This is a genomic window from Goodfellowiella coeruleoviolacea (assembly GCF_024171785.1).
In the GTDB taxonomy this organism is placed as follows: domain Bacteria; phylum Actinomycetota; class Actinomycetes; order Mycobacteriales; family Pseudonocardiaceae; genus Goodfellowiella; species Goodfellowiella coeruleoviolacea.
Map to the genome: position 1 here is coordinate 19,647 of NZ_JAMTCK010000028.1, position 24,947 is coordinate 44,593.

3 protein-coding genes are annotated in these 24,947 nt (G+C 73.0%); all 3 read right to left on the reverse strand.

Annotation, left to right across the window (positions count from 1 at the left end; translation table 11 throughout):
* Positions 1-13: 13 nt before the first annotated feature.
* Genes LX83_RS36305 through LX83_RS36315 form a run of 3 tightly spaced genes read right to left on the reverse strand, consistent with a single transcriptional unit; the run spans position 14 to position 24,851 of the window.
* A complete protein-coding gene (locus LX83_RS36305; RefSeq protein ID WP_253780352.1) occupies positions 14-11,878 on the reverse strand; it encodes a type I polyketide synthase in 11,865 nt (3,954 codons plus the stop codon).
* Between the two features lie 29 nt (positions 11,879-11,907).
* On the reverse strand, positions 11,908-24,447 hold the full coding sequence (locus LX83_RS36310; protein WP_253780354.1) for a type I polyketide synthase: 12,540 nt from the start codon (positions 24,445-24,447) through the stop codon (positions 11,908-11,910).
* Entirely contained in the window at positions 24,429-24,851 is a 423-nt protein-coding gene (locus LX83_RS36315; RefSeq protein ID WP_253780356.1) for a hypothetical protein, read from the reverse strand. Before LX83_RS36315 ends, LX83_RS36310 begins: the two co-directional genes overlap by 19 nt.
* Between the last annotated feature and the right edge of the window lie 96 nt (positions 24,852-24,947).

The window sequence follows — 24,947 nt, forward strand, 5'->3', positions numbered from 1 at the left end:
CTCCCAGGTGCGCTCAACGGGTACCGAACTCGGTACGCAGGAACTCGAAGAACCGCTCGTCGGTGCCGGTGCTCCAGGCGGCGACCAGGGCGCGCAGCCGGTCGACCACCTGGGTCCGCAGCGGCCCGTCCCGGTCCAGTGCGGCGACCGCGGCCTCCAACTGGTCGAGTTGGGCCAGCACCGGCAGCTGTGGCCCCGGCCCGTCGCTGGCGACCGCGGACTCCAGGTATCCGGCGAGCGCGGCGGGCGTGGGGTGGTCGAACACCAGCGCGGCCGGGAGCCGAACCCCGACCGAGGCAGCCAGGGCATTGCGCAGCTCGACCGCGGTGAGCGAGTCGAATCCCATGGTGGCGAACGGAGCGTCCGGGTCGATGTGGTTTCGCGACGCGTGGCCGAGCACGGCGGCCACTTTGCCGCGCACCACGTCGAGCAGGGCACGGGACCGCTCCTCGCCGGCCATGGCCGCGAGGCGTTGCGCGAAGGGCGTCTGGTCGGTGCGGCTCCCGGCCAGGTCGCGCAGCGCCGGTGGGAGCGGTTGCTCCCTGGCTTGCAGCACCGACGGGTTCAGGCGCAGCGGGAGGACAACGGCCTCGTCGCCGTTCCAGGCCGCGTCGAACAACCGGAGCCCCTCCCGCGTCGACAGCGGGACCACACCGGACTGCGCCAGCCGCCTCCTGTCCACCTCGGCGAGCGCGCTCGTCATACCGCCGGTCCGCCACGGTCCCCAGCCGACCGCGGTCGCCGGGAGGCCGAGTGCCCTTCGATGGCTGGCGAGTGCGTCCAGGAAGGCGTTCGCGGCGGCGTAACCGCCCTGACCCACGTTGCCGAGAGTGCCCGTGGCGGACGAGAACAGCACGAACCGGCTCAGGTTCAGATCGGCGGTGAGTTCGTGCAGGTTCACCGCTCCATCCACTTTGGACCTGAAGACGTTGTTGACGTGCGCCGCGGAGAGCGAGGTGATCACCGCGTCATCCACCACGCCCGCGGCGTGCACGACGGCGGTCAGGGGGCGTCGCAGTCCGGCGATCAGCTCGGCCAGCGAAGACCGGTCCGCGACGTCGCAAGCGACCACGTCGGCTGTGTGCGCGCCGAGTTGGATCAGCTCGTCCGACAGGTCGTCCTGGCCGCCGCGGCGACTGATCAGGAGCAGGTTCCGGACTCCGTGCGCCGTGACGAGGTGGCGTGCCACCTCGCGGCCCAGCCGTCCTGTCGCGCCCGTGACCAGCACCGTGCCCGCCACCGGCGGCCGTGCTGCCGGCCTGCCGATGTGCGTGGTCAGCGTGGTCAGCCTGGGCACCTGTGGCTTCCCGCCAACCAGAGCCACCTGTGACTCGCCCGCGACCAGCGCCGACCCGACCGCGTCGGTCAGCTGCCCCGGTTCGCCGTCGCCGAGGTCGACCAGCACGACGCGACCCGGGTGCTCCAGCTGTGCCGAGCGGAGCAACCCCCACGCCGCAGCCGACACCGGCTCGCTCGCCGCGCCACGGGTGACCACCACCAGCCGCGCGTCAGCGAGGTGTGCCGCGGTGAGGAACCGCTGGACCACGTCCAGGACCCGCAGGGTGACGTGCCGAGCACCATCGGGTAGCGGGCCGGGGGCGGCGGCGACCGGGAGCAGGACGAACGACGTGCCCTGGCGCAGCGCGTCGAGGTCGGAGCAGGCGGTCGCGCCCAGCGCCTCGGCCAGCACCGGGTCGCCCAGCACGCTCCAATCGCCTGCCGGTGGTGTGGGCTCAGCGGTCACCGGCTCCCAACCCGGCACGTACAACTCGGCGGGAGCCGCGCCGGCGACCGCGACCGGGTGGTCCGCGCCGGGGTCACCCAGCCAGTAGTACTCGCGCTGGAACGCGTAGGTGGGCAGGTCGATCTGCTTCGCATCGGCGAAGAACGCGCGCCAGTCCACGCAGCGGTGTCGCACGTGCAGTCGACCCGCCGCGGTCAGCACGGTCGACACCTCGTCCTGGTCCCGCCGGGCGGTCGGAACGCAGACCGCCGGAGTGTCGGCGAGCAACTCCTGCGCGGCCGCGGTCAGCACCGCGTCCGGACCGATCTCCACCATGGTGCGGGTGCCCTCCGCGACCAGCGTCGCGACGGCGTCGGCGAACCGGACCTCCCGCCTGGCCTGCCGGACCCAGTAGTCCGGCTCGCCCAGGTCGGCCGGTTTCCCGGTCAGTCCGGACACCACCGGCAGAGCCGGCTGGTGGCAGCGCACGTCGCGCAACACCGCCCCGAACTCCGCCAGCATCGGCTCCACCAGCGGGGAGTGGAAGGCGTGCGACACGGTGAGCCGCCGGACGCGGACGCCGTCATCGACGAACCCGGCGGCGAGCCGCTCCAGCACCTCGCCGTCACCGGAGAGCACGACCGACGCCGGGCCGTTCACCGCCGCGATGCCGACCCGGTCGGTCAGGCCGGACAGCCGCTGCACGGCCGTGTCCTCCGGGACCGCCACCGCCAGCATCCCGCCGGACGGCAGTGCCTGCATCAGCCGCGCCCGCGCGCCGACCACCCGGCCCGCGTCAGCGAGGCTCCACACACCGGCCACGTGTGCCGCGGCCAGCTCGCCGATCGAGTGCCCGAGCAGGAAGTCCGGCCGGATGCTCCAGTGCTCCAGCAACCGGAACAGGGCCACCTCCACGGCGAACAACCCGGACTGGGCGTAGCCGGTCTGGTTGATCAGCTCGGGATCGTCCTCGGCGCACAGCACCTCGCGCAGCGGGCGACGCAGGTATGGGTCGACGTGACCGGCCACCGCCTCCACCGCGTCGTCGAAGGCCGAGGCGAACACCGGGAACGCCGCGTACAGCGATCGTCCCATGCCGTGCCGTTGGGCTCCCTGGCCGGAGAACAGAAACGCCAGGCCACCGTCGGTCGGTTCCTCGATCACCGCGTTGGCCAGGTCCAGCCCGGCGCGCAGCTCGTCGACTCCGCGCGCGACGAACACCGCGCTCTTCGCCAGCACCGCCCTCGTGGTGGCCAGGGAGTAGGCGACGTCCCGGACGGCTTCACCGTCCAGATCGGACAGCCGTGCCGCTTGCGCGCGCAGTGCCGCCTCATCCCGCGCCGACACGATGACCGGTACCAGGCCGCGTTCGCAGCCGACGGGCGCGTTGGCGCCGGGCGAGGTGTCTGCTGACGTCTCCGCAGCCGCCTCGCCCAGCACGACGTGCGCGTTCGTACCGCTGATCCCGAACGAGGAGACCGCGGCCCGCCGGGGTCTTCCCGTGCGCGGCCACGGTGTCGGCTCGGTCACCAGCTCCACTCCGCCGGACCACGCCACGTGCGGTGTGGGCTCGTCCACGTGCAGGGTCATGGGCAGCATTCCGTGCCGCATCGCGAGCACGGTCTTGATGACACCCGCGACGCCGGCGGCCGCCTGGGTGTGGCCGACGTTGGACTTCAGCGACCCCAGCAGCAGGGGAGCACCGCCGGACCGGTCGCCGTAGGTGGCCTCGATCGCCTGCGCCTCGATCGGGTCGCCGAGCCTCGTGCCCGAGCCGTGCGCCTCGACGTAGTCCACATCGGAGGGCCGCAGGCCGGCGTCCGCCAACGCCTGCCGGATCACCTGCTGTTGCGCAGTGCCGTTCGGCGCGGTCAGTCCGTTGGAGGCGCCATCCTGGTTGGTGGCGGTGCCGCACAGCACGGCGAGCACCGGATGGCCGAGCCGCTGGGCGTCGGACATCCGCTCGACGAGGACGAGTGCGACTCCCTCGGCCAGCGACGTGCCGTCCGCGGCCGCCGCGAACGACTTGCACCGGCCGTCCTCGGCGAGGCCGTCCTGGGTGCCGAGCGCGAGGATCGCGGTCGGCTCGGACATCACGGTGACCCCGCCGGCGATCGCCAGGTCGCATTCGCCGGCCCGCAGCGCCCGCGCCGCCAGGTGCAGGGCGACCAGCGACGACGAGCAGGCGGTGTCCACGCTGAGCGCGGGGCCGGCGAGCCCGAGGCTGTAGGCGATCCGGCCGGACGCGACGCTGGAGGTCCCGCCGGTGGCCAGGTACCCGAGGTACTCCGCACCGGAGCGCAGCAGCCGACCGATCTGCGCCTGGTCGCTGAGTCCCAGGTAGACCCCGGTCCGGCTGCCGCGCAGCGAGACCGGATCGATCCGACCGCGTTCCAGCACCTCCCACGCGCTCTCCAGCAGCAGCCGCTGCTGCGGGTCCATCGCCATGGCCTCCCTCGGGGCGATACCGAAGAAGGCGGGATCGAAGTGGCCGGCGTCGGCGAGAAACCCGCCGAGATAACCGGGTTCGCTCGGCCAGCCGCGGTCGGCCGGCGGTTCGCTGATCATGTCCGCGCCGGCGCACAGCGCCTCCCACAACCCGTCCGGGTCGTCGATGCCGCCGGGCAGGCGACACGCCATCGCCACGATCACCACCGGATCATCGGCGTCCACTGTGGACCCGCGCGTGGTGGTGGTCTCGCGCTGGCCGCTCTCGCCGTGCATGCGCTGGTCGAGGAACTCCGCCAGAGCAGACACCGACGGGTGGTCGAACACCAGCGACGCGGGCAGCGACAGACCGGTGGCCGTGCGCAACCGATCCCGCAGCTCCAGGGCCATCAGCGAATCGAATCCGGCGTCGGTGAACGGGCGTGCGAGGTCGACCTCCTCGGGGCCGCCGTGTCCGAGCACGACGGCGACCTCCTCCCGCACGAGGTCCCGCAACGCACGGGACCGGCGGGTGGAGTCGAGGTCCGCGCGCCACCCGCCAGGGGCCACGTCCGGGTGGTCCTTTCCCCTGTCCTCCCTGGCCGCACCGACCTCGGCGATCTCGTCGAAGAGCCGGCTGTCCCGTGCCGCGGTGTACACGGTGGCGAACCGCGGCCAGTCCACGTCGGCGACCACCACCGACGCGCCCGGCGCGCCGAGCGCGTCTGCCATCCTGGCGACGGCGTCGAGCGGATCGAGCATGCGGATACCTCGGGCGGGCAGCGTTGCGTAGCGCGGGTCGTCGGCCATGCCGGCGCCGCTCCACGGCCCCCAGTTCACCGAGCAGGTGGGCACGCCGTCGGCACTCCTGCGCTCCGCCCTGGCGTCCAGCACCGCGTTGGCCGCGGCGTACGGGCCGTGCTCCCCCGCTCCCCACACCGCGGTGATGGAGGAGAAGTAGACGACCCGGTCCAGGTGCTCCGGGGTGAGCGCGGCCTCCAGGTTCTCGATTCCGGCCACCTTGGCCGACAGGCAGTACGCGAGGTCGGCGACGCTCGCGTCCGCGAGGGATCGCAGCACCCCCGCTCCCGCCGCGTGCACAACGGCGCGGATGAGTTCGCCGTCCGACTCGATGTTCTGGACCAGGGCGGCGACCGCCGTGCGATCGGTCAGGTCGCACGTGGCGACCGTGGCGCGGGCACCGTGTGCGGCCAGATCAGCCACCACGTCCTCGACACCGGGTGCGTCGGCGCCCCTGCGGCCGACCAGCACCACGTGCTCCGCGCCGTTGCGGCCGAGCCATCTGGCGACGTGGGCGGCGAGGGCACCGGTGCCGCCGGTCACCAGCACGGTCCCTCGTGGACGCCACGGTTCACCGCCGGCCGGCACCCGCACGACGCGGCGGCCGAACACGGAGTCGGCCCGCAACGCCACCTGGTCCTCGCGCCGTTCTCCGCCGAGGACACGGGCCAGCTGGTCGATCACCTGGCCGCTCACCTGTTCTGGCAGGTCGACCAGCCCACCCCAGCGGTCGGGGTGTTCAAGCGCGGCGGTGCGCCCCAGTGCCCACACCGCGGCCTGGCCGGGGTCTGCCGGACCGGCGTCGCCGGGCACACCGACGGCACCGCGCGTGGCACACCACAGCGGCGCGGTGACTCCGACCTCGCCCAGTGCCCGAACCAGCGCGAGGGTGAGGGCGAGACCTGCCGGCACCTCCGCGTGCGCCGGGTGCGGGGTGCGGTCCATGCCCACCAGGGACAGCACTCCGCTGATTCCGTCGCCCACCCCACGGACCCGTTCCACGAGGTCCCCGGCACCGTCGACGAACACCGCGACAGCCCCGTCCCCCAGCGCCTGCACGATCGCGGCGACCGTCCGGTCGTCGCGCTGCCGCTCCGTGGCCACGACCAACCAGGTGCCGGTCGTCGGGGCAGCCCCGGTCTCGCCGGTGTCCCAGTCGGGCAGTGCCCGCCACCGCACGCGGTAGCGATCGGGATCACGGGAGACCGGCTCCGGCCAGAACCGCCGGTGCTGGAAGGGATAGCCGGGCACACTGGCCACCCCCGCACCGGTCGGTACCGGCCAGCGAACGTCCACACCGGACACCCACAGCTCGGCCAGTGAGGTCAGCACCCGCGCCAGACCTCCGTCGTCGCGGCGCAGGCTCCCCACCACCACCGGATCCGCGCCAGCCGCCTCCACGGTCCGCGCGACCGGGACCGCCAGCACGGGATGGGGACCCAGCTCGACGAACACGCGATGTCCCTGCTCGGCCAACGCGGTGACGACGGGTGCCAGCAGGACGGTGTCCCGTGCATTGCGGTACCAGTACCGGGCATCGAGTCCGGTGGTGTCGAACCGGTCGCCGGTCACGGTCGAGTAGAACGGGATCGTCGCCGCGACCGGCCGGATCGAGGCCAGCTCGGCCACCAGCTCGTCGTGGACGTCCTCCACCTGGGGGCTGTGCGCGGCGTACCCGATCGAGACCCGGCTGGCCACGATCCCCTGTCGTGCCGCTTCGGCCAGCATGTCGTCCAGTGCCGCCAGCTCTCCGGTCACCGCGACCGAAGAGGTGCCGTTCACCGCGCCGATGGTGAGCGTGTCCCAGCGTCGCAGCCACCGCTCGGCCGGCACGGGCGGCAGGGCAACCGCGGCCATCCCACCCCTGCCCGCCAGCTTCGCCAGAGCCCTGGCCCGTGCCGTGATCACCCGCGCCGCGTCGTCAAGGGACAGGGCCCCGGCCACGCAGGCGGCGGCGACCTCACCGACCGAGTGCCCGACCACCGCGGCGGGCCGCACCCCGTACGAGCGCCACACCTCGGCGAGTGACACCTGGACGGCGAACAGCAGCACCTGGCTCACGTCCACCCGCTCGGCCTCGGGGGTCCCGGCGATGTCCGTGAGCGACCAGTCCACACAGGAGCCGATCGCACTCGCGCACTCGGCCCAACGGCTGGCGAACACCGGGCTGGTCTCCAGCAGTTCGGTCGCCATGCCCAGCCACATGCCGCCGTGCCCGGAGAACAGCCACACCGGCTCGCGGTCGGGTGCGGCAGCACGGCCCACCACGACGCGGCGGCCCGGTACCCCGTCCGCCACCGCGCGCAGCCCGGCGGTGAACTCCTCCCGCGCCGCGCCGAGCACTACCGCGCGGTGCTCGAACACCGACCGGGCCAGCAGGGCCCGCTCGACGTCGGCGACCGGCGCGGTCAGCGCCGTGAGCCGGCCCGCCTGGGCCCGCAACGCTTCCGGGGTCTTCGCCGACAGCACCCAGGGCCGCACGAGTTCCGGCTCACCGCTCACCGGTTCCGCTTCCGGCGCTGGCGGCCCCTGCTCGACGATGACGTGCGCATTGGTACCGCTCATGCCGAAGCCGGAGACCCCCGCCCGACGTGGTCGGTCGTGCGCCGGCCACGCCCGCGCCTCGGTGAGCAGCCGAACCGTGCCGGCCGACCAGTCCGCGTGCGTGGTCGGGGTGTCGACGTGCAGCGTCTCGGGAAGCACGCCGTGCGACATCGCCAGGACGGTTTTGATCAGTCCGGCGATCCCGGCCGCCGCTGAGGCGTGGCCCAGATTGGACTTGACCGATCCCAGCCACAGCGGCCGGTCGGCGGGTCGGTCGCCGTAGACGGCCTGCACCGCCTGCGCCTCGATCGGGTCACCGAGCCTGGTCCCGGTGCCGTGCGCCTCGACGTGGTCCACGTCGGATGGCAGCAGGCCGGCGTCGGCCAACGCCGCGCGGATCACCCGCTGCTGCGACGGTCCGTTCGGCGCGGTGAGCCCGTTGGACGCCCCGTCCTGGTTGACCGCACTGCCGAGGATCGTCGCGAGGACGCGGTGCCCGTGCCGCAGCGCGTCCGAGCGGCGTTCCAGGACGACGACCCCGACCCCCTCGGACCACGCCGTGCCGTCCGCGGCGTCGGCGAACGGTTTGCAGCGGCCGTCCGGAGCCAGCCCACCCTGGCGGGCGAACTCGGCGAACGCCGTCGGCGTGCACATCAGCGTGACCCCGCCGACCAGCGCCAGGTCACACTCGCCGCTGCGCAGCGAGCCGGTCGCCAGGTGCAGCGCCACCAGCGCGGACGAACACGCGGTGTCCACGGTGATCGCCGGGCCTTCCAGGCCGAGGGCGTAGGCGACCCGGCCGGACAGCACGCTCGGGGCGGTCCCGGTGAGCAGGTGCCCCTCCACGTCCGGGACCGTGGTCAGCAGGGCCTGGTAGTCCGATCCGGCGACCCCGGCGAAGACACCGGTCCGGCTGCCGCGCAGCGCGGCCGGCACGATCCCGGCGTTCTCCACGGCTTCCCACGACACCTCCAGCAGGTGGCGCTGCTGCGGGTCCATGGCCAGCGCCTCCCGCGGCGCGATGCCGAAGAAGTCGGCGTCGAACCCGGCGACATCGGCGAGGAAGCCACCAGCCGTCGGCAATCCCCTCGCCCGCAACGCGCCCAGATCCCAGCCCCGGTCGGTCGGGAACGGGCCGATGGCCTCCTGGCCGGAGCTGACCAGCCGCCACAGCCCGTCGGGATCGGTGATGCCGCCGGGAAAGCGGCAGGCCACACCGACGAGCACGACCGGGTCCGCACTGGTGTCCCGCCGGGACCGGGCCGTCGCGGTGGTGGGCGTGTCAGCACCGCCGAGTACCGCCTGGCGGAGGAACCTCGCCAGCGCCACCGGTGTGGGATGGTCGAAGACCACCGTGGTCGGCAGCGCCAACCCGGTCTCCTCGACCAGGGCGTCCCGCAGGCGGACCGCGCTCAGCGAGTCGAATCCGAGTTCCCGGAACGCCCGGTCCTGCTCGAACGCCTCGGCCGAGGTGTGCCCGAGCACCACCGCCGTGTGCGTGGTGATCAGCTCCAGCAGACGCGGTTCGAGTTCGGCGGGTTCGAGTGCGGCCAGCCCGGCGGAGGGCCGAGCGGTGGTCGCCGTCGGGGGCCGGTGCACCCTTGGCGGTTCCGCGCCGGGGGTGGGCGGCAGCCAGTACCGCTGCCGCTGGAAGGCGTAGGTCGGCAGCTCCGCCCCGGCCACGCCACGGCCAGCCATGACGCTGGTCCAGTCCACGGCCACGCCGCGGACGTACAGCTCGGCGAGTGCGGTCAGCACCGCGACCGGCTCGGCGCGATCGCGGTGCAGCGCGTGGGTCACCGTCGGTTCGGTGTCCGTGCGGCCGCTGTCGCCGAGGCATTCCCTGGCCACGGCGGTCAGCGTCCCGTCAGGGCCCAGTTCCAGGTACGCGGTGGTGCCGAGTTCGGCCAGCCGCTGGATCCCGTCGGCGAACCGGACCGTGTCCCGGGCCTGCCGGACCCAGTACTCCGGCGAGCAAGCCTGGTCAGCGGTCAACTCGCTGCCGGTCACCGTTGACACGACCGGAATCCGGGGCGGGGCGAACCGCAGTCCTGCCGCCACCGCGCGCAGCTCGTCGAGCACCGGCTCCACCAGCCCGGAGTGGAACGCGTGGCTGACCGGCAACCAGCGGGTTCGGTGCGCGCGCTCCGCACACGCCCGTGCCACCCCGGCGACGTGCTCCCGGACACCGGAGACCACCACCGAGTGGGGGCCGTTGACCGCGGCCACCCAGACGTGGCCGATCGCACCGCACTCCGCGATGAGTGCGCCGACCTGCGCCTCGCGGGCATTGACGGCGAGCATCGCGCCGCCCCTCGGCAGGGCGTACATCATCCGGCCGCGCGCGGCCACGAAGGCGCACGCGTCCGCGAGCGACAGCACGCCGGCCACGTGCGCGGCGGCCAGCTCGCCGACGGAGTGGCCCAGCAGGACGTCCGGCCGCACCCCCGCGTTGGCCACCAGGCGGAACAACGCGACCTCCAGCGCGAACATCGCGGGCTGGGTGTAGCGGGTCTGGTCGAGCACGTCCTGCGGACCGTCGAACACGAGGGGCGCCAGCGGCCGGCCCAGCCACGGGTCCAGGTGCTCGCACACCTCGTCGAACGCCTCGGCATAGGTGGGGAACGCGTGGTAGAGCTGCCGCCCCATGCCCGGTCGCTGCGTCCCCTGCCCGGTGAAGACCACCGCGAGCCGGTGTTCCGGCCTGATCCGGCCGCGGACCACCCTGGGGTCGGCGGCCGAGGTGGCGAGCTTGTCCAGCCCGCCCGCCAGGTCGTCGCGCCCGACCCCGACGATCACGGCCCGATGCGCCAGCCGCGCCCTGCCGTGCGCCAGGGAGACCGCGACGTCTCCCGGCTCGATGTCGCGTCCTTCGAGGAACTGCCGCAACCGGTCTGCTTGGGCGGGCAGGGCGCCGGCGTTCGCGGCCGACAGCAGCCACCCGAGCGGCAGGTCCGGCCTCGGGTCAGCGGACCGCGGTGACGGTTGCGGCTCGGCGGCCTGTTCCAGCACGACATGCGCGTTGGTTCCGCTGATCCCGAACGCCGACACCCCGCACCGGCGGGGACGACCGGTGTTCGGCCACGGGCGCGACTCGGTCAGCAGCCGGACAGCGCCTGCTGACCAGTCCACCGCCGGAGTGGGCTCATCCACGTGCAGGGTGCGCGGCAGCACACCGTGCCGGAGGGCCAGCACCATCTTGATCACACCGGCCAGCCCGGCGGCGGCCTGGGTGTGGCCGATGTTGGACTTGACCGAACCGAGCCACAGCGGTTGGTCCTCGGGGCGGTCACCGTAGGCGGCCTGCAGCGCCTTCGCCTCGATCGGGTCACCGAGTCGTGTTCCGGTGCCGTGCGCCTCGACCGCGTCCACCTGCCCGGGACTGAGCCGGGCGTCGTCGAGCGCCGTGCGGATCAGCCGCTGCTGGGCCGGACCGTTGGGCGCGGTCAGACCGTTCGACGTCCCGTCCTGGTTGACCGCGCTGCCGCGGACCAGGGCCAGCACGGGCTGGCCGTCCCGCTGCGCGTCGCAGCGTCGGCGCAGGAGCAGGACAGCAACGCCTTCGCCCCAACCAGTGCCGTCCGCGGCGGCGGCGAAGGACTTGCACCGGCCGTCGGCGGCCAACCCGCCCTGTGCGGCGAACTCGTCGAACAGCCGGGTGCTGGGCAGGATGGCCGCGCCACCCACGAACGCGTACGAGCACTCCCGCGCGCGCAGCGACCGCACCGCGAGGTGGAGCGCAACCAGTGACGAGGAGCAGGCGGTGTCCACTGTGACGGCGGGGCCTTCGAAGCCGAACGTGTACGCCACCCGCCCGGAGGCGACGCTGGTCGTGGTCCCGGTGAGCACGTGCCCGCGCACCTGGTCGAGCGCGTCCTCGTCGGACGGGCCGTACCGTTGGTCCGCCATGCCGACGAACACGCCGGTGTCGCTGCCGCGGAGCCGCGCCGGGTCGATCCCGGCTCGCTCGACCGCTTCCCACGTGGTCTCCAGCAGCACCCGCTGCTGCGGGTCCATCGCCAGTGCCTCGCGCGGGGGCAGCGAGAAGAACTCGGCGTCGAATTCGGCGGCACCGTCCAGCGGGCCGCCGAGCGGGCGGAAGCGCTCGCTCCAGCCCCGGTCGGCCGGGAACCGCGCGACAGCGTCCCGACCGGTGTCGACCAGGTTCCACAGGTCTTCGGGCGAGGCGACACCACCGGGAAAGCGGCACGCCATGGCCACCACCGCGATCGGTTCGCTTTCCGCCGCCTCCAACTCGGCCAGCCGCTGCCGGGTGCGCCGCAGGTCGCCCGTGGCCCGCCGGAGGTAGGAAACAAGTTCTTCCTCGGTGTTCTTCGGCGAACCCGGGGCTCGGCCAACGGTGGGTTCCGTGCGGTCATCCACGCGGGTCCCTCCAGTTCCTGGACGGGCTGTCAGTCGCCACGGGGATCAACTCCGTCGAGGTAGGCGAGCAGTTCGGCGGTGTCCGAGAGGTCTGCTGAGAAGTCCGTGGACACCTCGGTGACGCCGTCCAGGTGGTGCAGGATCCGCCGCAACCGCCGGGTGATGTCCTGGAGAGCCGGGTCCGCCCGGTCGATCGTCTCGGCGAACACCGCCACTCGGTCGAGATCCGCCACCACCTGCTCGGCAGGGGTCGCGTGCTCCGGGAAGGCGAGTTCCAGCAGGTGCTCGGCCAGCGCGACCGGGGTCGGGTGGTCGAAGACCAGGGTGGGCGGCATCGGGATCGACGTGGCCTCCCTGAGCCGGTTTCGCAGCTCCACCGCGGTGAGCGAGTCAAAGCCCTGCTCCTTGAACGGTTCGTCGAGCGGAACCGGATGAGTCGGCGGATACCCGAGCACGACCGCGACGTGGCCGCGAACCAGGTCGAGCGCGGCCTTGCGTCGCTCTGGCGCCGGCAGGCCGGCCAGTGCCTCGCCGAACTCGACGGTGTGCGCCTCGCGTGTGTCGCGGTGGGGTGCGCGGACCAGGCCACCCGCCAGCGCGGCCAACGCCGAGTCGCCAGTGAGGTCGAGCCTGGCGGGCACGAGCACCGGGTCACCCGCGTGGACCGCGGCATCGAACAGGGCCAGGCCGTGCTCGGCCGTCATCGGCAACACACCGGCCCGGACCAGCCTCGCCGCGTCGTTGCCGGTCAGGTCGGCGGCCATCCCGATCCCCTGCCAGTGGCCCCAGGCCAGCGACACGGCTGTCATTCCCCGCCGCGCGCGGTACTCGGCCAGCTCGTCGAGGAAGGCGTTGGCCGCCGCGTAGTTGGCCTGGCCCGGGTTGCCGAGCGTCGCCGAGAGCGACGAGAACAGGACGAACATCGACAGGTCCAGGTCCGCGGTCAGCCGGTGCAGGTTCCAGGCTCCGGTGACCTTGGGGGCCAGCACGGCCGCGAGCCGCTGACCGTCGATCGCGGTCACCGCGCCGTCATCGACGACCCCGGCCGCGTGGACCACTCCGGCGAGCCGGTCCCGGATCGGTTCGAGCAGTTGGGCCAGGGCGCGCTCGTCGCAGACGTCGCAGGCGGCCAGGGTGACCGTGACGCCCAGTTCCGCCAGGTCTCTGCGCAGTCCCTCGGCTCCCGGGGCGGCGGGGCCGCGGCGGCTGGCCAGCACCACGTGCCGCAGGCCGTAGCCCACCGCCAAGTGGTGGGCGAGCAGCCCGCCGAGCGCTCCCGTTCCCCCGGTGATCAGCACGGTGTCGCTGGCGCCGAACGGCCGCTGGGTGAGGACCGCCTTCCCGGTGATCTGGGCGCGGCTGAGCGCCCGGAACGCGTCCCGTGCTCGCCGGATGTCCCATGTGGTCAGTGGGAGCGGAGTGAGCGCGTTCCGTTCGGCCAGGGCTGTCACCTCGGCCAGGATCTGGCCGATCCGCTCCGGGCCCGGGTCGGAGAGGTCGAAGGCCCAGTAGCGGCCCGCGACGTCACGGACATCGGTCTTGCCCAGCTCCAGGAACCGGCCGCCAGGGGCGAGCAGGTCGAGGGACGCGTCCAGGTACTCGCCGGTCAGGCAGTTCAGCACGACGTCGACGGCGGGGAAGCGCTCGCGGAACTCGACCGAGCGGGACGAGGCGATGTGCTCGTCGTCCAGGCCGCTCTCCCGCAGTGCTGCCCACTTCCACGGGCTGGCCGTGCCGAAGACCTCCGCGCCGAGATGCCGGGCCAGTCGCACCGCGGCCGTGCCCACGCCCCCGGCCGCAGCGTGGATGAGCACCTTCTCACCCGGTCGGAGACCAGCCAGGTCCACCAGGCCGTAGTAGGCCGTCACGAACGCCACCGGCACCGTGGCCGCCTGCTCGAACGACCAGCCGTCGGGCATCCTGACCACGGTGCGCTGGTCGGCCACCGCGGTCGGCCCGAACGCGCGGTCGAACAGGCCGAGCACCCGGTCGCCCACGGTGAAGGCGGTGACACCGGGCCCGGTTTCCACGACCACGCCCGCCCCCTCGATGCCCAGTTCGGCGTCACCGGGGTAGCGGTCGAGGGTCACGAGCACGTCGCGGAAGTTCACCCCGGAGGCGTGCACCGCGATCCGGAGCTGGCCGGTCCGCAGCTCGGGTTCGGCACGGCCGACCAGGGCCAGGTGGTGGAGGCTGCCCCGGCCGACCGTGTCCAGCGACCAGGCGGTCCTTCCCTTCGGCGGCACCAGTGAGACGCCCCCGCCGGCTCGGGAAAGCCGCCGGGCGTACAGGCGCCCGGCGCGGATCGCGACCTCGGGCTCACCGCACCCGGCTGCGGCAGCCACGAGTTCGGGAGTCTCGGACCCGTCCACCCGCAGGAGGGTGAACCGGTCCGGGTGCTCCGCCTGTGCCGTGCGGACCAGTCCGCGGACCGCGGCGTGTGCCAGACAGCTCCGGGTGACGACCACGGCCCGACCGGCGGCAGGCCGTTGCTCGGCCAACACCGACCGCAGCACGGCCAGGGTGTGCTCCGCGGCCAGTGCCGCCGCGTCCGCGACGCTCTCGACGTCCGCGCCGCTCGGCTCGGGGACGGGCAGGAGGACCGGATCACTTCCGCGTTCATCGTGGACCCCGGAAAGTTCCAGCGCGGTCCACGCCACGCGGAACAACGAGTCGTCCAGTGCGGTGGCCGCCCGGTCCGGCTCCTGAGCTGACGCGGGGCGCAAGGTCAGCGCGTCAACCGTGATCACCGGATGGCCGGCCGAGTCGGTGGCGAACAAGCTCACCCGGTCGCCGGACCGGGTGAGCCGCACCCGCATCGACCGTGCACCGGCGGCGTGGCGGCGCACACCAGCCCACGCGAACGGCAGCAGCGTCGCCTCGGCAGGTTCCCCCGCTCGCATCAGGTGCAGCGCGGAGTCCAGCAGGGCGGGGTGGACGGCGAACCCGTCGACGTCGATGTCTTCGGGGAGTTCGACCTCGCCGTAGCGGTCCGCACCCTCCCGCCAGGCCAGGCGCAGCCCGCGGAACGGGGGATCGAACCGGTAGCCCGCGTCGGCGAGGTCCTCGTAGAAGTCGTCGAGCGGCAGGGGGCGCGCACCAGCCGGTGGCCAGGCCGGCAGGTGCGGTCCGGTGTCGTCTCCGGTGGTCCGCCCGGCGCGGATTCTCCCTTCGGCGTGCAGAGTCCACGGTTCGTGCCCCGGCCCGTCGGGCCGTGAGTACACCCGCACCTCGTCACCGCCCTCGACAACGACCTGGAGCTGAACGGTGCCAGCCAGCACGAGTGGCGCCCGCAGGGTCAGTTCGGCCAGCTCGTCGTGTCCCAGTTCGGCCGCGGCCCACAGGGCGAGTTCCACGAAGCCGGTGCCGGGCAGCAACACCCGGCCGAGCACGACGTGTCCGGACAACCACGGCTGAGCGCCGGGTGATATCCGTCCGGTGAAGGTCACCCGCTCCCCGGACGGGTCGGCCAGTCGTGCGCCGAGAAGGGGGTGGCCCGCGACGGTGAGCCCGGCCGAGGACACGTCCGCTCTGGCCGATCGTGTCGGCCAGAACCGCTCGCGCTGGAACGGGTAGGTGGGTAGGTCGACGTGCCGGGCCTGGCTGCCGACGAACAACTGCGACCAGTCCACGTCGACCCCGTGCACGAACATCCTCGCGACGGCGGTGACCAGTGCGCCGGCTTCGTCCCGTCCGTCGCGCAGCGCTGCCACCGCCTCCAGCGACTCACCGTCCTGGCTCGCCATGCCGGACAGCACTCCGTCCGAGCCCAGTTCCAGTGCGGCTGTCACCCCGTGCGACACCAGCGTGGCGACTCCGTCCGCGAAGCGCACCGTGTCCCGGAGGTGCCGCAGCCAGTAGTCCGGTGTGGACAGCTCGCTGGTGGCGATCCGCCCGGTCACGTTCGACACGACAGGCAGCACCGGTTGCCGGAACCGAACCTGCCGCAACACATCCCGGAACGGCCCGAGCACCGGTTCCACCAGCGGCGAGTGGAAGGCACGGGCGACGTTCAGCTGCCGCACGCGGCGTCCTCGCGCCCGCCACGTCCCGGCCAGCCGGCGCACCGCGTCCGCGCGACCGGAGATCACCACCGACCGGCGTCCGTTGACCGCGGCGAGGGCCACCACGTGCTCGCGGCCGGCCAGGTCGGGTGCGATCTGCTCCGCCGCGGCCTCGATCGCGACCATCGCGCCGTCGTCCGGCAGCGCCTGCATCAACCGTCCCCGGGCAGCGACGACCCTGGCGGCGTCGGCCAGCGACCAGACACCGGCGACGTGCGCGGCGGCGAGTTCACCCACCGAGTGCCCCAGCACCAACCGCGGCCGCAGGCCCCACCGCTCGACGAGCCGGAACAGTGCGACCTGCAGGGCGAACAGACCGGCCTGGGCGAGGCCGGTGTGCGGCACCGCCTCCGCCGGGTCGAGAAGCACGTCCCGCAGCGGGCGGTCGAGCAGGCCGTCGAAGTGTTCGCACGTTTCGTCGAACGCCTCGGCGAACGCGGGGAACGCCTGGTGGAGACCGCGTCCGACGCCCTGGTACCGGGAACCCTGGCCGGGGAACAGCAGCGCGAGCCCGTCCCCCCTGGCACGTCCCGTGATCACGTGCGGGGAGCCGGTACCCGACGACAGGTCGGCGAGCCCGGCGCGCAGTGCGTCGTCGTCGCAACCCACCACCACGGCGCGGTGGTCCCAGGTGGCTCTGGCCGTGGCCAGGGTCCAGCCCACGTCACGCGCCTCCAGCGCGGAGTTGGCGTCCAGGTGAGCGCGCAGCTGCCTCGCCTGGTCGTCGAGCGCTGGGGCCGAGCGGCCGGAAACCACCCACGGCAGCACCTTCCGCCCGGCCGGTGCCCGCCCAACCGGTGGCTCCTCGTACTGCTCGACGATCACGTGCGCGTTGGTGCCGCTGACCCCGAACGCCGAGACCGCGGCGCGCCGCGGGCGCCCGGTGGCTGGCCACGGGCGAGCCTGGCTCAGCAGCCGCACGTTGCCACTGGACCAGTCCACCTGGGACGAGGGTGTCTCCGCGTGCAGCGTGCGCGGCAGCACTCCGTTCCGCATGGCCTCAACCATCTTGATCACACCGCCCACGCCCGCCGCCGCCTGGGTGTGCCCGATGTTCGACTTGAGCGATCCCAGCCACAGCGGCTCGGCCCGGTCCTGGCCGTAGGTCGCGAGCACGGCCTGCGCCTCGATCGGATCGCCGAGCACCGTTCCGGTGCCATGCCCCTCCACGACGTCCACATCGGACGGGGAGAGCCCGCCGTCGGCCAGCGCCTGCCGGATCACCCGTTCCTGCGCCGGGCCGTTGGGCGCGGTCAGCCCGTTCGACGCGCCATCCGAGTTCACCGCGCTGCCTCGGACGACGGCGAGCACCCGGTGTCCGAGCCGGATCGCATCGGAAAGCCTGGCCAACACGAGCAGTCCGGCGCCCTCACCCCAGCCCGTGCCGTCGGCGGCAGCCGCGAACGACTTGCACCTGCCGTCCGGCGCCAGGCCACCCTGGCGGGCGAACGCCACGAAGGGCGCGGAAGTCGCCAGCACGGTCACACCACCCGCGAACGCCAACTCACATTCGCCGTTCCGCAGCGACCGGGCGGCGGTGTGCAGCGCGACCAGGGAGGCCGAGCACGCGGTGTCAATGGTCAACGCGGGGCCTTCGAGTCCCAGCGCGTACGCGATCCGGCCGGACAGCGCGCTCGCCGCGGCGCCGGTCAGCAGGTAGTCGTAACCGTTTTCCGCGGCGCTCAGCACGGTGCCGTAGTCGTGTGCGGACGCGCCGATGAAGACACCGGTCCGGGTGCCGCGCAACGAGTGCGGGTCGATCCCGGCCCGTTCCGCGGTTTCCCACGCGACTTCGAGCACCAGCCGCTGTTGGGGGTCGGTCGCGATGGCCTCGCGGGGGGACATCCCGAAGAACGCGGCGTCGAACAGCGTGGCGTCCGTCAGGAAGCTGCCAGTTGTCCGCGGGTCGACGTCCCAGCCCCGGTCGGCCGGGACTCCGGCAACGGTGTCCACTCCGGACGCGACGAGCCGCCACAGCGCCTCCGGACTGTTGGCGCCACCGGGGAACCGACAGCCCATCCCGATGATCGCGATGGGCTCGTCCTCGCCACCCGGCCGCACCTGCTGCTCGCGGCGCTCGTGTGCGCCGGGAACCAGCTCGTCGCGCAGCCGGTTTGCCACCGCGGCCACGGTCGGGGAGTCGAAGACCAGGGTCGCGGGTAGCCGCACCCCGGTGCGCGCGGTGAGCTGGTCGCGGAGTTCCACCGCGGTGAGCGAGTCGATGCCGAGGCCGGTGAAGGGGATGTCCGCGTCGATCGAGCCGGGGGCCGGATAGCCCAGCACGGTCGCCGTCGCCGACCGGACGAGGTCGAGCAGCACCCGGTTCCGCTCCCCCGGGGGCAGATCGGCGAGTTCCAGCCGGTCACCGCGCTCCTGACCGACCGCGGGATCGACCGCCACCGCGAGGTCGTCGACCAGTGGACGCGGCCTGGTGTGGCGGTAGGTGGCCACGAACCGCTCACGGTCCAGATCCGCCACGACCACGGTGGTCTCGTCGAAATCGAGCGCCTGCCGCAGTGCCGCGATCGCCAGTCCCGGTGGCATCGGGCGGATGCCGGCCCGGCCGAGCGCGGCCCCGACGGCCTCGTCGACCATGCCGCCTCCTGCCCACGCGCCCCACGCGACGCTGGTCGCCGTCAGGTCGCGGGCGCGCCGCCGCAGCGCGAGTGCGTCGAGATACGCGTTCGCCGCGGCGTAGGCCCCGTCACCGGCGCTTCCCCAGACGCCGGCGCCGGAGGAGAACACCACGAAGGCGTCGAGTTCGCGTCGCCCGAGCAGCTCGTCCAGGTTGCGCGCGCCGACGACCTTCGCGGCCAGCGCGTTCACCAGATCGGCCTCGGTCATCTCGGCGATCCTGCGCGGTTCGGTCACTCCGGCGGCGTGGAAGACCGCGGTCACCGGGAAGGCGTCCAGCAGTTCGGTCAGTGCGCGACGGTCGGACACGTCGCACGCGACCACATCCACCCTGACCCCGAGATCGGTGAGCTGTGCGGACAGTTCGGCCGCGCCGCCCCGGCGACCGACCAGGATCAGGTGTTCGGCGCCCGACCGAGCCAGCCAGCGAGCGATGTGCGCGCCGATGCCACCCGTGCCACCGGTGACCAGCACGCTGCCTCGGGGCCGCCACTCCCGGTTGGCCACCGCGCGGCCGCGCTCCGCGCGGACCAGCCGCCGCACGGAGACTCCGGACGGACGCACGGCGAACTCCTGCTCGGCACCGATTCCGGTCAGCACCGCGACCAGGTGGTCGGCCGCCTGGTCGTCGAGTGCCCCCGCGAGATCGACCAGACCGCCCCACCGGTCCGGATGCTCCAGGCCGATCACCCGGCCCAGTCCCCACACCTGGGCCTGGGCCGCGCCCGCCAGCCGCTCGCCGCCGGTTGACACCGCCTCCTGGGTGAGGCACCACAGCGGCGCGTCGATGCCGGCGTCACCCAGGGCCTGGGTCAGGGTGACGGTCGCCACCAGACCACGGGGCACCAGCGTGCCGTCCTCGGCCAGCGCCAGGGTGGACACCACGCCGGCGACGGGTTCGTCGGGCAGCAGGCCGGTCAGCTGGGCCCGACTGATCCCCGGGTCGACCAGCAACGGCACGACCCGGGCGCCGCGCGCGGACAGCGCCGCGCGCACCCACGACGTGGTGGCCTCCGGGGTCCGGGCCGACACCAGCAGCCAGGTCCCGGACAAGCCGTCACCCCGGTGCGCCCGGACCGGCTGCCAAGCCACCCGGTACCGCCACGAGTCCACTACGGCATCCTCGGTGCGGGCGGTGTCGTCCGGCCTCGCCCAGTACCGCTGCCGCTGGAACGCATACGTCGGCAGCTCGATCCGCTTCGGTTGGTGACCGCCGAACACCGCTGCCCAGTCGACCCGGGCACCGCGGACGGCGAGTTCGGCCAGGGAGCGCACCATCTGCCGGTCATCCGGCTCGCCCCGACGCAGCGAGCCAACCACCACGCGATCGTCGGCGCCGTCCCGCAGTGCCGGCACCAGCGTGGGATGTGGGCTGACCTCCACCACGGTCCGCAGTCCCGCTCCGGCCAGCTCTCGTGCCGCGAGGTCGAACCGCACGGTGTCGCGCAGGTTGCGGGACCAGTAGCCCGCGTCGAGCCGGGCGGTGTCGAGCCAGCCGCCGGTGACGGTGGAGAGAAACGGGATTCGACCCGGCACCGGCCGGATGGACCGCAGCGCGGACTCCAGCTCGTCCCGGATCACGTCCACGTGGCCGGAGTGGGAGGCGTAGTCCACGGCCAACCGCCGCGTCCGCACCGCCCGCCCCTCGCACCACGTCACGAACTCCCCGACGGCACCGGCGTCACCGGACACCACGGTGGCGGCGGGCCCGTTGACCACCGCCAAGGCCAGCTCGCCACCCCACTCGGTGATCAGCCCGCGCACCTCGTCCACGGACGCGGCAACGGAGGCCATTCCGCCTCGACCGGACAACGCCTCACCGATCAACTGGGCGCGGCGAGTCACCACCAGCGCGCCGTCCTCAAGGGACAGTCCACCTGCGACGCACGCGGCGGCCACCTCGCCCTGGGAATGCCCGACGACAGCGCTCGGCTGCACACCCCACGACTCCCACAGGTCCGCCAGGGACACCATCACGGCCCAGACCGCGGGTTGGAGGACATCGACGCGGTCCAGCGGCGGCGCACCAGGTTCCTGACGCAGCAGTTCGATCAGCGACCAGTCGACGTGCTGGCGCAACGCCTCGGCGCACGCGGTCATCCGCGCGGTGAAGGCCGACGAGCGGTCCAGCAGCCCGGCCGCCATTCCCGCCCAGTGCGCACCCTGGCCGGGGAACACGAAGGCCGTCCTGCCGCCCTCGGCGGCGGTCCCGCGGACCACGTCGGCCGAGGAGCCCCCCGATGCCAGGACGCGAAGCCCGCTGCGCAGTTCCTCCCGGCTCGCACCGACAACCACGGCCCGGTGCCGCAGCGCAGCGCGGGTCGTCGCCAGTGACCAGCCGATGTCGGCTGTGGACCCGGCGACGGGGAACTCAAGCAGCCGGCGGGCCTGGTCGGCCAGTCCCTGCTCGGTCTGCGCCGCAAGCATGCACGGCACCGCGGCGCTCAACTCCGCGCCGGGCGCGGTCGCTGCCTCTGTCGGTGCCTGCTCGACGATGACGTGGGCGTTGGTACCGCTGATCCCGAAGGAGGACACGCCTGCTCGGCGCGGCGCGTCCGCGGCCGGCCACGGCTGGGCCTCGGTGAGCAGCCGGACCGCTCCGGCCGACCAGTCCACGTGCGGCGTCGGCTCGGTGATGTGCAGGGTCTTCGGCAGCACACCGTGCCGCATGGCCATGACCATCTTGATCAACCCGGCGACCCCGGCCGCCGCCTGGGTGTGGCCGGTGTTGGACTTCAGCGATCCCAGCCACAGCGGCCTGTCGGCCGCGCGGTCCCTGCCGTAGGTGGCGATCAGGGCCTGCGCCTCGATCGGGTCACCGAGTTCCGTCCCGGTGCCGTGCGCCTCCACGGCGTCCACATCGGACGGGGAAAGCCCGGCGGCGGCCAGCGCCTGCTGGATGACGCGTTGCTGCGCCAAGCCGTTCGGGGCGGTCAGTCCGTTCGAGGTGCCGTCGGAGTTCACGGCTGTTCCGCGGATAAGGGCGAGTACCGGGTGCCCGTTCCGCCGTGCGTCGGACAGGCGCTCCAGCAGCACGAGCGCCACGCCCTCGCCCCACACGGTGCCGTCGGCGGTCGCCGAGAACGGCTTGCACCGGCCGTCCGCGGCGAGGCCGTGCTGCTGCGCGAACGACACGAACAGACCGGGGCCGGACATCACCATCGCCCCGCCCGCGAGTGCGAGCGTGGACTCCCCCTCGGCCAGCGAACGGCTTGCCAGGTGCACCGCGACCAGTGATGACGAGCAGGCGGTGTCGATCGTGATCGCCGGGCCGGTCAGCCCGAAGGTGTAGGCGATCCGGCCGGACGCCACACTGGTCAGACCACCGGTGAGCAGGTGGCCCTCAAGTTCCGGCGGTGCCTCGTGCAGCCGGGGTCCGTAGTCCTGCTGTGCCAACCCGGTGAACACGCCGGTTCTGCTGCCCCTCAGGGTGTCCGGCGCGATGCCGGCGTGCTCGAACACCTCCCACGAGGTCTCCAGCAGCAGTCGCTGCTGGGGGTCCATCGCCGCCGCCTCTCTCGGGCTGATCCCGAACAGCGCCGGATCGAACAGGTCGGCCGCCGGTAGGAAACCGCCGTGCAGCGTGTAGGTCCGGCCCGGTGTTCCCGGTTCCGCCGCGTACAGCCCAGCCAGGTCCCAGCCCCGGTTCTCCGGTGCGGACGACACCACCTCCGCCCCGTCGGACACCAGCCGCCAGAGCGCGCTCGGCGAGTCGACGCCGCCGGGGAGGCGGCAGCTCATTCCGATGATCGCGATCGGCTCGTTCACCGGCTCGCTCGTCGTCCTGGTCGTGGCCGGTGTCGCGGCCGGCTCCTCGGTCAGGAACGCCGCGATGTCCTCCGGGGTCGGGCAGTCGAAGGCAAGCGTCGCGGGCAGCCGCGTGCCCAGCGCGTCGGCGAGCCGGTCCCGCAGTCGGACCGCGAGCAGCGAGTCGAAACCGATGTCGGCGAAGGTGCGTCCGGCCGGGACGTCCGCGCCGAGCAACTGGGCGGCCTCGGCGCGGATCACGTCGACCAGGTCGACCGGCGCCGCCTGTTGTTCGGGTGCGGGCTCGGCCGCCACGCTGCCGAACGGGTAGGTCGGCAGGTCCACCAGGGTGCCGCGGCCGGCGAACGCGTCCCAGTCGACGTGCGCGCCCGCAGCATGGGCGTTCCCCACCGAGGTCAGGAACTGGTGCGTGCCCGGGCGGGACCGGTGGCCCGTGCCGAGCACGGTGATGCCCGTTCCGGAGCGGTCGACGATCTCCCGGGCGTCCGGCGCGACCACGGGGTGGTGGCTCAACTCGATCAGCACGCGGTAACCCGCAGCGGCCACGGCACGAACGGTGTTCTCGAAGTGGAAGGGGTTGCGCAGACTGGCGTACCAGTACTCGGCGGTCATCCCGGACGTGTCGGTTCGGCCCCCCAACGCGCACGAGTAGAACGGAGTGCCGGTGGAGCGCGGCCGGATCCCTGCCAGCAGGCCGGTCATCCGCTGACGAATCCGTTCGATGTGCGGTGAGTGTGCGGCGTACCCGAGCGGGAGCCGCTGCGCCCGGGCACCAGCCGAGCGGACCTCGTCCAGCAGCTCAGCGACCGCCCCGGTGTCGCCCGACACCACGACCGAGTTCGGCCCGTTCACGCCGGCGAGCACCAGCGCGTCGCCCCAGCGCGGCAGGTAACCCACCACCTGGTCGACCGGCAGCAGGACCGCGGCCATCTCGCCTTCCCGCGCGACGTCCCGCAGACTGTGCCCGATGGCGGCTGCTACCCGACACCCGTCCTCGATCGACAACGCGCCGGTGAACGTCGCCGCCGCGACCTCGCCGATGCTGTGTCCGAGAACCGCGTCGGGCTCCACACCCGAGGACCGCCACAACTCGGCGAGCGCAAGCGTCACCGCGAACCAGACCGGTTGCAGCACACCGACTTCACCCACTCGCTCGGGCGCACCGGTGAGCACGTCGAGCAGCGACCACCCGACGATCGGGGCCAACGCGGCGTCACAGGTTTCCAGCCGAGCCCGGAAGATCGGGGAGGTGGCCAGCAGTTCGGTGGCCATTCCCGGCCAGTGCGGGCCGATCCCGGGAAACACGAACACGACGGGGGCGGTCTCGGGCGCGCTGCCCCGGATCACACCGGCATCCGCCCTTCCCCCGGCCACGGCGGCCAGTCCGGCGAGCATGGCCTCCCGGTCATCGGCCACGAGCACGGCTCGTTCCGGGAAGTGAGTTCTTGTCCTGGCCAGTGCGGCGCCCACCGCGCGCAGGCCGAGGCCCGGATGCTGCTCGACGTGCGTGCGCAGCCGGTCAGCCTGTAGCCGCAAGGCCGAGACGGACGGCGCGGACAACGCCCACAACGCCGGCCCCGAGTCACCGGGGTCCGCGGTCGCCTCGCTCTCCCGCTCACGATCCGCCGTCGGCGTCAACGCCTCGCCGGGTTCGACGAGACGATCCACCCGCCTGCCGGCGGCCCGGGCGTCCGCGGCGCGCTCCAGCACCGCCACCCCGCAGTCCGCCGCATCCCCTCCCACGGCCACAACCAGGGCGAGGTCGACCTCATTGGACCGCAGCGCGCTCACCGGATCCCCGGACCGGGGCTGGGCGCCGTCCACGCAGCGCGCGATCGCCGCTCCGACGGGTCGTGCACCGGGCAGGGTGAACAGGCCGACCCGCCATCGCCCCAGGCGGTCCGGTGCGATGCGCGCGTCCTCCAACGCGGTCCACACCACTTCCAGGCCCGTCCGGAGTCGGTCATCCAGCCCATCGGCGTCCGCCGCGGACAGTCCGAACACCTCGCGGTCGAATGCCCCCGCACCCCGGAACTCCCCGGTGTGGCGCGCCGATCCGATCAGGGCTACTTCGGCCCGGCCGCCTACCTCTTGCGATGACATTCGATGATGTCCACCGGAACGCGGTCGCCGTCGACGAGGTGGAACCCCTTCTTGACGTAGTGGTTCTCGCCCTCCCTGGTGAACTCTTCCAGGAAGACCGTTTTCGCACCGAATGCGTAGTACTCTCCGGTGAACACCAGAACACCGTTTCGCCAGCCCGGCGAGGTCGTGGTGCCGAAATTCCCGAAGTTGTCGTAGTAGTAGGTGATGAAGCTCGCGGTGAGCGGATCACGACCGAAGATGAGCTTGCATTTCAGACCCGGCATGGTCTGGTCCATCACGTAGAAATGTCCGCGCATCGTCCGCTCGGTGTTCCACTCTGCCGATCCCGTGGTGGGCGGGTCCACCGTCAGGTTCACCCAACTGCAGGAGAAGTCACCAAGCAGGAAATCCAGTTCTTCCATGAGAGCTCCGCACTGGTCGAGGCCGCCGGCGCGGTCAACGCTATCCAAACACGCGGCAGTCACCTCGATTGTTAGGGGAAACCCGTTTCTCCCTCC